Source organism: Schumannella sp. GW821-FHT10F01 (assembly GCF_058809295.1).
The window spans coordinates 235,826-248,317 of record NZ_JBXASM010000002.1; the positions used below are offsets into that span (position 1 = coordinate 235,826).

Consider the following 12,492-nt stretch of genomic DNA (forward strand, 5'->3'; position numbering starts at 1 on the left):
CGAAGTACCGGCGGAAGTCGAACGTGAGCGCGCCCGCGTAGGCCTCGTTCAGCTCGAGGAGCTGCGCGATTCCCCCGAGGCCTCGCCGTACCTTCCGAGGATCGCGAGGAAGGCGGAGTTGTCGGCCTTCGCGGCCCACTCGCGGTAGGCGGCGGGGTCGTCAGCGATCGACTCGGCGAAGTCGTCGATGTCGGCGATCAGGTCGAGGACGACCCCGAGCTCCTGATCGGTCATCGACTCGACGTCGACGGTGATCGCCGCGTCGTCCGGGGTGCCTTTGATGCCGAGCGCGGTGCGTGCATCGAGCGCGAGCTTGGTGACGACGTTCCGCTGGCGGGGCCGCAGGTTGCGCTGCAGCTCCGGCATGTCGGCGAGGAGCTCGTCCTGGGTTGGCTCGGCGTCCTGCGCCGCGGGCGGCTGGTGGTCGGTCGGCGCCTTCGCGCCCTCCGGGATGTCCATGCTGGCCTACTTCCTGGTCTGCTGGCCGAGTACTGGTGTGGGCCCCTGCTCCCGCCGGCCAGCATGTCCAGGACGGGAGCAGGGGTGTCGGGGGATCAGGAGTGGGCGAAGGCGAGCGCCGTGGAGGTGCCCGCGGTGTTCGTCACCGTGATCGGCATCGAGCCGGCGGCGGCCGTCGGCACGGTGGCCGCGATCGTCCGGTCGTCGATCAGCGAGTAGTTGCCGGCGCCGGCGTTCGTCGAGCCGAACTTCACACCGGCGGCGCCGGTCACCCCGGTGAAGCCGCGGCCCTTGATGACGACCTGCGCGCCCGACGCGGCCGACGCCGGCGTCACGCTGAGCAGCTTCGGCACCGGCACCACGAAGGAGGACTTGAAGACCTCCATGATCCCGGGGACCCCCTGCGTGTTCGCGGGGATCTGCGCGGGGTCCGCGGCGAGGATCGACGCCGCGATCGGGAGCTCGAAGAACTTCGTCGCGTCGATCGACGGGGCGTCGCCGAGCTGCGTCGACGTCTCCGGCATGTAGAACCCGAGCGAGCCGGTGCCGTCCGTCATGAACAGGAACAGCGCCTTCTCGAGGCCCGGGTTCGACGACGGGACGACGTAGCTGCCGTTCGGGGCGAAGAAGCCGCCGAACGCGAGGTTCAGGTTGTCCTCGTCGACCTGCAGCGAGTTGAAGCCGAGGCCCCAGTTCGTCGACGCGTAGATCACGCCGACCGCGTCGGCGAGCCACGTGTCGAGGACGGTCTTGTCGCCGCCGTCGCGCGAGAACGCGGGCAGGTTGTCCTTCGACGTGTGGCCGATGTTCGTCCAGCTCGGCGGCTCGGTGCCGGTGAGGCTGAAGTCGGTCCAGTCCGCCGGCATCGCAGTGCCGGCATCCGCGACGAAGAGGGTCCCGTGGCCGGGCACGATCATCGCGCTCTTGTTCGCGCCCATGCGCGCTCCTCCATCTGTGGCTGCTGGCCCGCCCCTGATGGGCGCTGGAGGATCTACGAGGCTCGGAGCAGGACGCTCCAGGAGCCCGAGTACTGCACGACGTGACGGCCGCCGATGTCGGTCTGCGCCGTCCGCGTCGGAAGGTCGATGTCGGCCATCTCAGGGATCACGATCCGGTCGCCGTCGACGACCAGGGCGGTCGCCCACGGGTCGTCGTCCCACGTCCTGATCGCCGCGTACGCCGCTCGCGCGAACGCCTTGGCATGATCCATGCCGATGCCGTAGAAGTTCGCCGAGAGGGTGAATGACCACGCGCCGGGGCCGTTCGAGATCTCGCCGTCGCCGGTGAGGTCCCAGATCAGCTGCGGGAAGTCGCCCACGAGCTGCGATGTGTCGATGCCCGGGGCGATCACGACGTCGTAGTCGAGGGCGGCCGCGGCGATCGTCTGCGCGAGGAGTTCGGCGATGTACGCCTCGGCGTCGATCACGAGACGGTTCCGATCGCCTGCACGGCCTTCCGCATCGCGTGGCGGCCGCGGACGTACCCGAGGACGGGGCCGTCGGCGCTGTTCCGGATCACGTGGCCGAGCTCCTTCGGCGCGGCGAGCGGGTCGGTCGCCTCGACGAGCCGGTCGGTGACGCCGCGGCGGCCGCGGACCCGACGGACGTGGATCGATGAGGCGAAGGCCGCGTCGTTGCCGGCGAAGCCGCGAGCGAGCGCCGCGAGTCGCCCGGCGACCGCGTCCATCTCGGGCGACTCCCCGGCGATCTTCGCGGCGAGGATGCCCGCGTACACGTAGACGACGGCCACGACGATCACCTCTTCCGAATGACGATCTCCCAGTGCCGGGAGCGGACGCCCTTGTTCGCGTGCCGGGCCGGCTCGACCTGGTACCAGGAGCCGCCCTCGAAGGCGATCTCGGAGTGGATGTCGCCCGGCCACTGCAGGCCGTGGAACGCGACCTGGCGGGTGTCCTGGCCGCGCTCACCGAACTGCTCGAGCAGCTCGGTGCTGAGCGGGTAGACGTTGCAGCGCACCGGGACGGGCGCGCCGACGGCGCGGTACTCCGCCTGCCCGGCGGTCCCGCGGTACTGCTCGCGCTTCTGGACGAGCAGGGAGTCCTGGGGCCTCATCGGCCGCCCCAGGCGCGGTCGAGGCCGACGCCGATCGTGCCGGGCACGCCGGTCGGCTTCACCTGGATGCCGGCCAGGGTCTCGATGTCGTCGGCGGTGAAGTAGAGGTACCCGGATGCGACCTGCGTCCGGGTGGAGTAGCCGTAGCCGAGCTCGTTCTCGGACGCGAGGCCGTCGGGGTTGCGGATGACCCGCAGCACCGCCTCAGCGATCGTCGCCTTGTAGAGGTTCTCGGTGAGGGCACCGCTGGCGAGACGCGACTCGATCGCGCCTCGCCAGCGGGCCGTGGAGAAGTCGATGGCGTCCTGCAGCTTGGCCTGCACGTACCCCTCGTCGAACTCCTCGCGGAGCGCGCCGGAGTACCGGGCCTCGACGTCAGCGAGGTCGACAGCGGGGATCGCCATCTCTCACCTCACTCCTGGCCGGATCCGGCCTGGCTGCCGTCGCCCTCCGAGCCCTCACCGGACTCGCCGGGGTTCTCGGCGTCGAACTGCTCGAGGCGCTCGATCAGCGCCGTCTTGCTCCCGCTCGTCGGGAGCTCGCGCTCCTTCGCGAGATCGCGGAGCTCGTCGCCCGACAGCGCGGCGTACTTGCCGTCGCCCTCCGAGCCCTCACAGGACTCCTCCGGGTCGGCGAGCTGGGCCGGGACGAACAGCTTGGCGCGGCCGTCGATGACGTCCTTCGCCCACGACGGGACCGGCTTGCCGGCCTCGAGGAGCGTCGGGGTGCCGTCGCGATCGGCCCAGACGTCGACCGCCAGGACCTTCTTCGCGCCGGCCATCAGAGCACGTCCGCCGAGAAGGTGGCGTTCGCGTTCCGCTCGACGGGCAGGCCGATCGCCGAGGCGAGGACGTTGTGGCCCTCGGGGTCCTCGTCGTGGAACGCGGCCGCGAAGATGCCGGGCTTCTCGGCGTCGGCGATGCCGTACGTCGAGTTGATCGCCTCGGCCGGGATGCCGACCTCGGTGGTGCCGAGCCCGCCGCCGAGCCCGATCACCGAGGCGCCCGGGACCGGCAGGAAGACGAGCTTGTCCTGCGGGATGATCCGCGTCGCGACGCCGCCGACGTTCACCTGGTCGTCGTTCACCTCGAGCTGGCCGAGGCCGAACGAGTCGAACACCGACTGCACCTGCGCGATGCTGATGATCGACGAGACGTCGGTGCCGCGGCCCCAGTACGCCTTGATGATCGAGGTGTTCTTCTGCAGTGCCGACAGGATCGCGGTCGACATCTCCGCGTACGCCGGCGGAGCGCCGTTCGTCGCGACGTAGACCGCGCGCCACGTGAGCAGATCGGTCAGTGCGTCGGCCGAGACCGTCGACCAGGCCGTCCCCGCCGCGACCGAGTGGCCGGCTTTGCGGCCGAAGTCGATCGTGAAGTTCAGGCCGTTCTCCTGCAGCACGACCATGCCGGTGTCGACGGCCTGGCCCTGACCGAGCGCGAACCGCGCCGCGATCATGGCGCCGAGGCGCTGCGCGTAGTCCTCGAACTTCGCGCCGATCGCGTCGGTCTGCCCGAAGAGGCTGAGCTGGTCGAACTCGTTCACCCGCAGCTTGCGGCTGATCGGCGGCAGCTTGCCGCTGCGACCCTGCTGCCCCGGCACGGAGCCGTAGGGCGCCTCCGTGTCGAAGGTGCGGTACGTCGCGGCGTCGGTGAGCTGCAGCGAGTTGATGTCGAAGTCGTAGCTGAGGGTGAAGTTCTCCTGAACGGGGAACCACTTCGACAGCTTGAACTGGGACGCCAGCACGTCCGCGGCCGCGCGTGCGACACCGGTGAGCTGGGTGGCGGTGCGGAATGCACTCGAGTACGTCATGGTGCTTCTCCTCTCAGCTCTCGAAGACGAACTTGCCGCCGGTGGTGGCGGTCGTCACGTCGGACGCTCCGCCCGCACGCTGGGCCGCGATCGGCAGGAGCGGGGTGGTGATGATGGCGTGGCGGGTGACCGCCGCCGCGACCTTGGACGACGTCGTGCCGTTCTCGAGCAGCAGCTGCTGCTCGGTGAGCAGGAAGCTGTCGAGCGCGGACTGCCGACCGTCGGAGGCGGTGGTGTCGTACGGGCCGTAGAGCCCGGTGGCGGTGACCTTGGCGAGCGCGATGCCCGACTTCAGCACCTTGGTGTTGGCGTCGTAGTGCACGCCCGAGGTGAACTTCGAGATGTCCAGGGTGCGGACGAGTCCCGAGCTGATGCCGTGGTCGCTTCGCAGCCACTGCAGGTCGGTCCCGCCCACGTAGGACACCTGAGGGGTGAGATCCATGGGGATCCTCGCTTTCCGTGTCGGATGGGGGTGTTACTGCTTGCCGGCGGGCATCAGCCGCTCACGAGCCGCCTCACGGATCGCCGCGACGGAACCGTCGCTGCTGCCTCCGCCGGAGCCGCCTCCCGTGCGCCGGCGCTCGATCGCGGCCCGAACCGGGTCGATCTCCGCGCCGTTCTGCTGATGCCCGCCGGCCTCTGCGGGACCGAACGTCTCCGCGAAGTCGTTGAGCTTCTCCATGTCGATGTCGCCGGTGCTGCCGACGAACGTGGACACGTCGATGTGGGCGAACGCCTTGTCGACGTCCTCCTGGGTCTTGCCGGTCGCGGCGCGGAACTGGGCCTTCACCGCGTCCTTCAGGTAGCGCTGGGCGCCGAGGTTCTCGCCCTCCTGGCGGGCCTCTTCGCGCGCCTCCGCGAGCTGCCGCTCCTGGTCGGTCTGCGACGCCTGCTGGTGGGTGCGCCACTTCTCGGCGTCGTCGTGGTCGCTGCGCGCGGCGTCGCGCTCCTGCTCGGCGGCGCGGCGTGCGGCCTGCTGCGTCTTCGACTGATTCCGCCAGTACGCGGCCTGCTGCTCGGCGGTCATCTGCTCGACCGGGGTGTCCGCCGGGAAGCCGAGGTCCTCAGCGCCACCGCCCGCCCCGCCGCCGGCGCCGCCGCCGTTCTGGTCCTCGGGGAGCAGCGTCCGCAGCCGGCACGGGATGCGGCGGCCGAACGAGTCGAAGGTGTGCATGTCGATCCTCCAGATCGGTGGATGGCGCCAGACCGGCGCCGATGACCCGGCGTCCGCCGGATGGTCAGCTGGCGAGACGTCGCGCCGACGCCTCGTAGTCCTTCAGGAACCGGAGCGACCGGAACAGCGCGAGTCGCTGGTCCACGAGCTCACGCGGCCCGTCGGCGGGCAGCGACGCCGGATGCTCAGCGACGAACGCGTCGTAGGCCGACTGCACTGCGTCGAGCTCACGTGCTGCGGTCTCGTGGTTCCGGCGCGCACTCGCCGCGACGCTCTCCGGCGTGCGCGGGATGTAAGCGGGGCGGCCGGCCTCCTCCGCGGTGCGGAAGTGGTCGCCCTCCTTGACCAGCACCGGGCCGAGCTCGCCGTGCTCGTCGATCGAGATGCGGACGTCGCGGAGCGCCTCGGCCGAGTTCCCGCCGGCGGCCGCGTAGACCGTCTTCAGGTCGTCCTCGTTCAGACGGAACCCGGGGTCGTCTCGGCCGGTGATCGCCATGACGTCGCAGTTGCAGGAGTCGCCGTGGAGGGGCGAGAGCGCGGAGGTTCGATAGGTCCGGGTCGCGGCGACCGCGCAGAGTCCGCACGTGCCCGATCGGGACAGCTCGGGGTGGATGATGCGCCGGTACCCGCTGACGTTCGGGCGGGACGCGAGCACGTTGCGCGCCTCGTCGCGGGAGGCGAGCTTCACGTCTTCGCCGGCGATCGAGATGATCCGCTCGGTGAGCGCGTCGCGCTGTCGCTCGAGCGACTCCGCCTGCCGGCGCTGCCAGATCCACTGCCCCACCGGCCGCTGCCAGAGGTCGAGCGGGTCGACCGTGAGGCGCGCGGGGCCGCTGTCGGGGTCCGGGAGGTTCGACGTTGCGACACCGAGCTCGCGGAGGTGGGCGATCATGTAGGACCGCTCGAGGCGCCGGGCCCGATCGACGGCCGACTGTGTCAGCGTCGCCGACCGGGCCGCGAAGCCGACGACCAGGTCGTGGTCGTCGACCCGCTCGAACCCGGACCAGACCCCGAACAGCAGCTTCAGCAGCTGCTCGATGATCGAGTCGCGCTGCTTCACGTGCTGGTCCGACATCGCCGTGAGCTTCGACAGCGACGCCATGCGGGACCTCCTACGCGGCCGGCGCCGGCGTGTTGAACGCCTCGTCCGACAGGGACTGCTGCTCGAGCTCGATCTCGTCCGGGGTGAGTCCGAAGATCCGCTCCTGGATGAGCCGCTGCGACGCCCCGCCCTGCTTCGCAGACGCTGCGGCCGTCGCGCGCTCCTGCCAGGTCATGAAGTCCGTCGACGCCCAGATCGCGGTGATCGCCCCGGCGTCGGCCCGGACGTCGTCGGCCTGCGCGCGGAACGCGGTCGCAAGCGCGGCGGCGAGGGTCTCGTCGGCGCGGTCCTTCCAGTCGCCGACGGAGAAGAGCAGCCCCTCCTTGATGTTCGCGGCGCCTTCGGCCGACTGGTTCGCGGCGTCCGGGGCGAGCATGTAGAGCGGGGTCTTCGACACCGCGGCGAGCTGCTTGATGTCGTCGCGGGCTGCCTCGAGGATCGGCCGGATGTCGGTCGTGGCCGACTCCCAGATCTTCGCGCCGTCCGGCAGCACCCAGTTCGCTCCGGGCCCGGCCTTGAAGACGTCGTCGTAGTTGATCCGCTGGCCCTCCTGCGGATGGCCGACCGGGTAGAACTCCGGCAGGGTGCCCTCGATGACGCGCTGGTGGAACGCCTGCATCGCTGAGATCACGAGACGGTCACGGATCGTCGCGTTGACGCGGTCGAGGCCATCGAGGTGCTTCTCGAACATCCCCTGGCCCTTCGGGCCGTTGAGCGTGTGCACCGGCACCTGGTCCGTGTAGCCGAGCGGGATCGGGTCCGACGCCCACTCCCACCCGCGCCCCGGCACCCACAGCCCGCCCGTCGTCGGGATCGACGAGACCCTGCCGACCCGGTAGGCGTGGCGCATGTAGCCGGGCCGGAACAGGGTGATCACGTCGGCACCGGCTGCTGCGTCCCAGCCGACGACGATCGCGGCCTCGTTCAGCCACGGCATCGTCCGGTACGGGCGCGCGGCGACCGTCCACCCGTTCGCCGGGAGGATGTACGGCTGCGCATCCGGGCTCGGCTGCGTTGGGCCGGTGACGGTGAGGAACGCCTGCCCGTAGGTACCGGCGTCCTGGAAGAAGTCGCGGATCCCGACGCCGAGGTGCGATCGCTTCCAGTTCGCCATCGCCGCGGCGTCGCCGTTCGCGTCGCCGGGCGCCGCCGTGCGGAACCCGAGGGGCTTCATGCGGTCGGTGCGCGCGGACACGATCAGCTCCGCCATCGTGAGGCGGGTCGTGTGCAGGAACCGGCGGTACGCCTCTCGCACGCGGCCGTCCCACTCCTCGGGGAGCACGTTCGTGCCGTCGGAGTAGGACTGCAGCCGCGCGAGGCGGGGGAGCCCGGCGCCGAAGTCGACGCCGAGCTGCACCAGCCACCAGTCGTCGGTGCCAGGGACGCTCGTCTCCGTGAGGAGCATGGTCACCGCCAATCAGAACGAGAAGGGAACGAAGCCGGCCGCGCGGTCGCGGTCGGGCTTCTTCGAGACGAAGTCCGCTGCTGCCTCGAACGCGAGCGCCGCCGCCACGGCGGCGTCGATCTTCTTCGACGAGTTCTTCGTCTCCTTGCCGATCACTGTCCCGCCGCGGCGGTCCCAGCGGCGCGCGTTGAGGAAGTGCCGGCGCATGACCTTGCCGAGCGGGGAGACGTCGTCGTGCGACGTCGTCCCGGTGACGAGCGCGGTGTGGAGCCGCTCGAGCGCGTCGGCCATCTGCACGTCCCGCTTCGTCCACCAGGCGATCGGGTGCTTCGGGCCGGACTTCGTGACGAGCTGCGGCCCGTACTCGCGGCCCCACCGGTCGACGTAGTCCTGCCAGAGCGGCGGGTCCGCGTAGAAGCCGACGACCTTGAACTTCGCGAACGCGCGCGCCACGGCCGCGTCGACGGCATCGCGGTCGACTTCGTACCCCTCGGCCTCCGGCCCGTCCGGGGTCTCGGCGATCAGCAGCGGGAACAGGTACCGGTCCGAGATCCGGCACGCGACGAGCGCGGTCGCGTCGTTCGTCGACGACCCGTCGAAGCCGATTGTGATCTCGTCGCCGTCCCACGGCCGCACGAAGTCGTGCTCGATGCCGGTCTGCCGCTCGAGTCGACGCGCCGCCTGCCGGCCGCGCGCGTCGTACTCCTGCACCTGGATCCAGGACTTCGAGTCCGAGGTCTCCGAGTTCAGGAACAGCCGCCGCGTCCGCGACTCCGGCCGGCGCGGGTCGTACGCGCGCTCGATGAGCTGCTCGACTGGGTTCCAGCCGATCGCGTCGCCGTACGCGTCCGTGAACGCGGCCGCGAGCGCGTCCTCGTCGCGGAGGTCGACGACCTCGCCCCATCGGTGGTCGAGCAGCAGCCGCGGCCGCCGCGCGAGACCCTCATCGATGGCCTTCGCGTAGTCGTAGGTCTCCTCGGCGATCGACTCCTCGCCGGCGCCGTACATCGTCGTCGTCTCGAGCATCCACGGCTCCGCGGTCATGGCGCGCTTGCCGAGGTTGTCCTTCACGGTCCGGTACATCGTCCGCAGCTGCGGCGTCACGTACAGATGCGTCTCGTCGGCGACCACGAACGTCTCGAGGCCGCCGTCCTTCGACGCCGAGCCCGACGTCGACCGCTTGATCGTCCCGCCGCCCGGCATCACCACCTGCGACAGCCCCGCGACCACGCCCCACGCCTGCAGCGCGAACAGCGGCGCCTCCGACCACGTCAGGTTGAAGTGGATCGTCGCGTACGTGTTGCCGGTCTGCTCCTCCTCGGTCGCGAGGATCCGCACGAACGGCGACCGCACGACGCGGCCCATCGGCTCGCCGGCGGCGTAGGTGTACGTCCGCCCGAGGTACTCGTACGTCTCGCCACCCCGCGCCCAGCCCGCGAACCGCGACGGCCCGAACGCCTCGAACAGCGCGAGCTTCGCGGCGAGCCCGGACTTGTCCGAGCCCTTCGGCCGCGACAGGAACGCCGAGTCGTAAAGGCGTCGGCCGGTGACCTGCGCGAGCGCGTAGCAGTCGACGATGAAGCCGGTGTACTCGTCCCCGAAGCGCACGTGCTGCCCGACGACGTCGCCGGGGCCGTGCACGGTGAACGACTCGATCCACCAGGTGGCGAGCCATCCGAGGGAGATCTCGCGGTCGTGGCCGGGCGCCGTGATCACCCGGCGCGGCATCAGCTCGTCAGCCGGGAGCGGCGGTCATCGATCGACGTCACGTTCGCCGGCGCACCAGCCTGCGGGGCCGCGTCGTCCGACGGCAACGGCACGCCGACCTCGACGCGGAGCCGCGAGCGGTCCTCCGGTGTCGCGCCGAACTTCTGCACCCGCAGCCGCACCTCGGCCGCGAGCTCCCACTTCCCGTCCGTCCACATCGCGTGATGCATCAGCGCCGTGTCCAGCAGGAAGTCCCAGTCCGGATCCGTCGTCATCCGGATCGCCTGAGGCGACTCCCGCCAGTGCTGCCACCACGACTGCGTCTGCGGATGCCACTCGACCGGCTGACCCTTCCGAGTCAGCGCCGGCAGCTCCCAACCGCGGACCTTCCCGTCCTTCACGAGCTGCGTCGTCTCGTGGTCGTTGCGCGAGCGGGTGTGCGAGCTCGAGGGAGCAGGACCGCGACCAGGCATATGGACACCTCCGGAACGGATGCCCCGACCCGAACGGCCGGCGGCGTGGTGGAAGCGCGACGCCGCTAGAGGGTCGCGAAGTAGACGACGTTCGCCGCCAGAAGCACGAGCGCGACGCCAAGCAGGATCCCGAAGATCCGCGTGCGCACAGCACCAGCCCCGAGCTGCCGGCTGCTCGTCACGAGCAACGCCACGAGCACGGCAACGAGGCCGATCGGGATAGCCAGAGCTAGCCAGTGCATGGCGCGATCGTAACGACGGTCTCCGATCCGATCGACACCCCTGTGACCCCTGCGCACCGCGACCAGCAGAACGCGGAGCGGTCTTAGAGAGGTCCGGGGGAGGGGGCGGAGGCCCCTAGGGAGTCGTGAGCGCGATGAGCGCGATGACGATGGACGCGATGGAGGTGAGGAGTGAAGCTCCTGCGACCGTGATGCTCGCGATGGTCATGCGGCGGTTGAAGCGTTCGCTTGCTGCGGAGGTCCGGACGTTGACGGCAGTGAGTAGGGCGAGGCGCTTGGTGTGCTCGGCCATGGCTTCGGTGGCTGCCGCGGTGCGGTCGGGCCGGTCGTCGTACGGGATCTCGCCGATGTTGTAGGTCGGGATGGGTCGGACGATCACTGGGTCGTCGGCCATCGCCGTGAGCGCGCCGAGGAAGTCTGTCTGCTCCTTGAGGATGCCGGCGGCACCCAGGTCGCCGAAGAGCTTGCCGAGGTCGAGGCCCGGCTTCTCGTCAGGCTCGTCGTCGTCTCCGTGGACTTCGATCACCTGTCGAGTCTGGCATCGGGGACCGTCAGAACGGTGGCGGCACCGCGGGCCTGGGTCTCTCAGCGAGGAGACCCGGGTGTCGCGGCTTCGCCTGCTCAGCGGTGCGGCGCGCTCGGGCTGCGGCTGATGCGCGGCCGCCCTCTGCCCCGGTCTTCCTGGAGTGGTGCCAGCGGCAGAGGGCCCAGAGGTTGCTGTCGGCGTCGGTGCCGCCGTCGGCTGGGCGGATGCGGTGATCGACGCCGCCGTCGGCTGGTGCGAGGCAGCGTCTGCCGGTGTCCTGTCGGATCCACTGGCAGCGGCGGTGGTCGCGGCGCATGATGCGGGCGACCGTGGCCGACCAGTCAGGCGGGAGCGTCTGCCGGCGGGTGCTGCCCTTCCATCCGGGCATCAGATGAAGCGCTGGCGAGCCCAGTGGCCGAGGCCTGCGCTGATGGAGAGCATCTGGCCGTGGGGGCTGAAGACGAAGCGGCCGCCAGCGTTATGGCGTTCGAGGTCGACGTTCGTCCACTCGCAGACAGCGATCCAGCCCTGCATGAACGGCGGGTCGTCGGGGTCGTCCTCGCCCTCGATAGCGGTGAGCTCGCCGATCGCGGCGACGAGGCGCTCGCGGGCGGCGTCGTAGCGCGCCTTCTTCTGGTCGTCCCAGGTCATGTAGCCGCGGGTGGGCTGCTCCCAGTCGCTTCGGTCGTCCACGGGGTCTCCTCTTCTGGCTGAGGGTCGAGCTGCCACGGATAGAGCGGCGCGCCGAACGCGTCGTAGCCGATCGGGCGGATCATCCGGGGCCGAGCGGGTTCTTGCCCTTGCGCTCGCCGGGCCAGATCCCGAAGGTGTCGTGGAACCACTGCGCGACGGTGCGGTCGAGGATCGCCGGCGACAGGTACTTCCGGAGGTGGTTCTTCAGCGCCGTGTAGGGGTGCGGGGAGAGCGACCACTTCGCGAGGCCGGGGCCCTTGGTCCAATACCACTTCAGGTAGCCGCGCGTGCCGGGCTTCGGGTTCGCGACGACGTCGACGTGGAGCGGGTTGGCCATGGGGGACCTCCTCGCGCCGGTGGAACAGACCAACTCATAGACGGCAGAACGATCTGTCTGCTGTTCAGTGCTAGCCCTGACCTGGGCTGCCCTCGCCGCCGAAAGACTGAGGGGACTTCGGGAAAGGAGAGCCAATGGAGGCTCGGAAGAAGATCAGCAGGATCGCGTCGGCGGCGGGGGCCGTGGCGCTCCTCGCGGGAACGGTCGTGACGGTCCAGGTGGCGTCGGCACAGCCGGCGGAGGCGGCGTGCTCGCAGTACTCGTACTACAGCCAGCAGCCGGGACGACGGGTCCAGCTCACGAACTGCGGCGCGACGGACGCCAAGTTCTTCGTTCAGGAGTTCGGAGTCCAGCACTGGATCTCGCTCTACAAGCAGCAGTCCGTCTGGTCGGATGACCCGGCCGCCCGGGTTCTGAAGATCGGATCCTGATTCAGTAGCCGTCGGCGGGCGCGTCCCCGAGACGCGCCCGCCCGCGGCTTCCCCTCCGC

Annotated in this window: 19 protein-coding genes; 1 reads left to right on the top strand and 18 read right to left on the bottom strand. The window is 70.3% G+C overall.

What is annotated here, in order from left to right; genetic code table 11:
* Window positions 1–48: 48 nt before the first annotated feature.
* The 18 genes from AC1RSJ_RS04145 to AC1RSJ_RS04230 all read right to left on the bottom strand — a co-directional run bounded on the left by AC1RSJ_RS04145 (window position 49) and on the right by AC1RSJ_RS04230 (window position 12,002).
* Window positions 49–459, bottom strand: coding sequence for a hypothetical protein (locus tag AC1RSJ_RS04145; protein WP_493117075.1), 411 nt, complete (start codon window positions 457–459; stop codon window positions 49–51).
* Between the two features lie 95 nt (window positions 460–554).
* Complete coding sequence (locus AC1RSJ_RS04150; RefSeq protein ID WP_493117076.1) at window positions 555–1,397, bottom strand: IPT/TIG domain-containing protein; 843 nt, start codon at window positions 1,395–1,397, stop codon at window positions 555–557.
* Between the two features lie 53 nt (window positions 1,398–1,450).
* Window positions 1,451–1,885 carry a hypothetical protein gene (locus tag AC1RSJ_RS04155; protein WP_493117077.1) on the bottom strand — a complete coding sequence of 145 codons (435 nt, stop codon included), beginning with the start codon at window positions 1,883–1,885 and terminating at the stop codon, window positions 1,451–1,453.
* Window positions 1,882–2,208: a hypothetical protein gene (locus tag AC1RSJ_RS04160; protein WP_493117078.1), complete on the bottom strand. Its 327-nt coding sequence runs from the start codon at window positions 2,206–2,208 to the stop codon at window positions 1,882–1,884. The genes AC1RSJ_RS04155 and AC1RSJ_RS04160 overlap by 4 nt, the downstream gene beginning before the upstream one ends.
* Window positions 2,209–2,213: 5 nt before the next feature.
* Complete coding sequence (locus tag AC1RSJ_RS04165) at window positions 2,214–2,531, bottom strand: hypothetical protein (protein WP_493117079.1); 318 nt, start codon at window positions 2,529–2,531, stop codon at window positions 2,214–2,216.
* The gene (locus AC1RSJ_RS04170; protein ID WP_493117080.1) at window positions 2,528–2,935 is read right to left on the bottom strand and encodes a hypothetical protein; all 408 of its coding nucleotides are present in this window, start codon (window positions 2,933–2,935) and stop codon (window positions 2,528–2,530) included. The genes AC1RSJ_RS04165 and AC1RSJ_RS04170 overlap by 4 nt, the downstream gene beginning before the upstream one ends.
* An 8-nt stretch (window positions 2,936–2,943) precedes the next feature.
* A complete protein-coding gene (locus AC1RSJ_RS04175; RefSeq protein WP_493117081.1) occupies window positions 2,944–3,312 on the bottom strand; it encodes an SAP domain-containing protein in 369 nt (122 codons plus the stop codon).
* Window positions 3,312–4,343, bottom strand: a complete 1,032-nt coding sequence (locus AC1RSJ_RS04180; protein WP_493117082.1) for a major capsid protein — start codon at window positions 4,341–4,343, stop codon at window positions 3,312–3,314. The genes AC1RSJ_RS04175 and AC1RSJ_RS04180 overlap by 1 nt, the downstream gene beginning before the upstream one ends.
* Window positions 4,344–4,356: 13 nt before the next feature.
* Complete coding sequence (locus AC1RSJ_RS04185; RefSeq protein ID WP_493117083.1) at window positions 4,357–4,785, bottom strand: hypothetical protein; 429 nt, start codon at window positions 4,783–4,785, stop codon at window positions 4,357–4,359.
* A 33-nt stretch (window positions 4,786–4,818) separates the two neighbouring features.
* Complete coding sequence (locus AC1RSJ_RS04190; RefSeq protein ID WP_493117084.1) at window positions 4,819–5,517, bottom strand: hypothetical protein; 699 nt, start codon at window positions 5,515–5,517, stop codon at window positions 4,819–4,821.
* Window positions 5,518–5,581: 64 nt separating this feature from the next.
* A complete protein-coding gene (locus AC1RSJ_RS04195; RefSeq protein WP_493117085.1) occupies window positions 5,582–6,619 on the bottom strand; it encodes a hypothetical protein in 1,038 nt (345 codons plus the stop codon).
* 10 nt (window positions 6,620–6,629) lie between these two features.
* On the bottom strand, window positions 6,630–8,030 hold the full coding sequence (locus tag AC1RSJ_RS04200; RefSeq protein ID WP_493117086.1) for a hypothetical protein: 1,401 nt from the start codon (window positions 8,028–8,030) through the stop codon (window positions 6,630–6,632).
* A 6-nt stretch (window positions 8,031–8,036) separates the two neighbouring features.
* Complete coding sequence (locus AC1RSJ_RS04205; protein WP_493117087.1) at window positions 8,037–9,752, bottom strand: terminase large subunit domain-containing protein; 1,716 nt, start codon at window positions 9,750–9,752, stop codon at window positions 8,037–8,039.
* The gene (locus AC1RSJ_RS04210; protein ID WP_493117088.1) at window positions 9,752–10,204 is read right to left on the bottom strand and encodes a phage terminase small subunit; all 453 of its coding nucleotides are present in this window, start codon (window positions 10,202–10,204) and stop codon (window positions 9,752–9,754) included. The genes AC1RSJ_RS04205 and AC1RSJ_RS04210 overlap by 1 nt, the downstream gene beginning before the upstream one ends.
* Window positions 10,205–10,269: 65 nt before the next feature.
* The gene (locus tag AC1RSJ_RS04215; protein ID WP_493117089.1) at window positions 10,270–10,446 is read right to left on the bottom strand and encodes a hypothetical protein; all 177 of its coding nucleotides are present in this window, start codon (window positions 10,444–10,446) and stop codon (window positions 10,270–10,272) included.
* A 115-nt stretch (window positions 10,447–10,561) separates the two neighbouring features.
* Window positions 10,562–10,972, bottom strand: coding sequence for a hypothetical protein (locus AC1RSJ_RS04220; RefSeq protein ID WP_493117090.1), 411 nt, complete (start codon window positions 10,970–10,972; stop codon window positions 10,562–10,564).
* Window positions 10,973–11,359: 387 nt separating this feature from the next.
* Entirely contained in the window at window positions 11,360–11,665 is a 306-nt protein-coding gene (locus AC1RSJ_RS04225) for a hypothetical protein (protein WP_493117091.1), read from the bottom strand.
* A gap of 79 nt (window positions 11,666–11,744) precedes the next feature.
* Window positions 11,745–12,002, bottom strand: coding sequence for a hypothetical protein (locus AC1RSJ_RS04230; protein WP_493117092.1), 258 nt, complete (start codon window positions 12,000–12,002; stop codon window positions 11,745–11,747).
* Between the two features lie 134 nt (window positions 12,003–12,136).
* Here AC1RSJ_RS04230 and AC1RSJ_RS04235 point away from each other — a divergent pair, with 134 nt between their 5' ends.
* Window positions 12,137–12,433, top strand: a complete 297-nt coding sequence (locus AC1RSJ_RS04235; protein ID WP_493117093.1) for a hypothetical protein — start codon at window positions 12,137–12,139, stop codon at window positions 12,431–12,433.
* Window positions 12,434–12,492 lie beyond the last annotated feature (59 nt).

Coding starts and splice junctions, on each gene's coding strand:
- AC1RSJ_RS04195 (WP_493117085.1), bottom strand. CDS start 6,619: ATGGCGTCGCTGTCGAAGCTCACGGCGATGTCGGACCAGCACGTGAAG.
- AC1RSJ_RS04215 (WP_493117089.1), bottom strand. CDS start 10,446: ATGCACTGGCTAGCTCTGGCTATCCCGATCGGCCTCGTTGCCGTGCTC.
- AC1RSJ_RS04205 (WP_493117087.1), bottom strand. CDS start 9,752: ATGCCGCGCCGGGTGATCACGGCGCCCGGCCACGACCGCGAGATCTCC.
- AC1RSJ_RS04185 (WP_493117083.1), bottom strand. CDS start 4,785: ATGGATCTCACCCCTCAGGTGTCCTACGTGGGCGGGACCGACCTGCAG.
- AC1RSJ_RS04180 (WP_493117082.1), bottom strand. CDS start 4,343: ATGACGTACTCGAGTGCATTCCGCACCGCCACCCAGCTCACCGGTGTC.
- AC1RSJ_RS04190 (WP_493117084.1), bottom strand. CDS start 5,517: ATGCACACCTTCGACTCGTTCGGCCGCCGCATCCCGTGCCGGCTGCGG.
- AC1RSJ_RS04175 (WP_493117081.1), bottom strand. CDS start 3,312: ATGGCCGGCGCGAAGAAGGTCCTGGCGGTCGACGTCTGGGCCGATCGC.
- AC1RSJ_RS04165 (WP_493117079.1), bottom strand. CDS start 2,531: ATGAGGCCCCAGGACTCCCTGCTCGTCCAGAAGCGCGAGCAGTACCGC.
- AC1RSJ_RS04210 (WP_493117088.1), bottom strand. CDS start 10,204: ATGCCTGGTCGCGGTCCTGCTCCCTCGAGCTCGCACACCCGCTCGCGC.
- AC1RSJ_RS04170 (WP_493117080.1), bottom strand. CDS start 2,935: ATGGCGATCCCCGCTGTCGACCTCGCTGACGTCGAGGCCCGGTACTCC.
- AC1RSJ_RS04230 (WP_493117092.1), bottom strand. CDS start 12,002: ATGGCCAACCCGCTCCACGTCGACGTCGTCGCGAACCCGAAGCCCGGC.
- AC1RSJ_RS04145 (WP_493117075.1), bottom strand. CDS start 459: ATGGACATCCCGGAGGGCGCGAAGGCGCCGACCGACCACCAGCCGCCC.
- AC1RSJ_RS04235 (WP_493117093.1), top strand. CDS start 12,137: ATGGAGGCTCGGAAGAAGATCAGCAGGATCGCGTCGGCGGCGGGGGCC.
- AC1RSJ_RS04150 (WP_493117076.1), bottom strand. CDS start 1,397: ATGGGCGCGAACAAGAGCGCGATGATCGTGCCCGGCCACGGGACCCTC.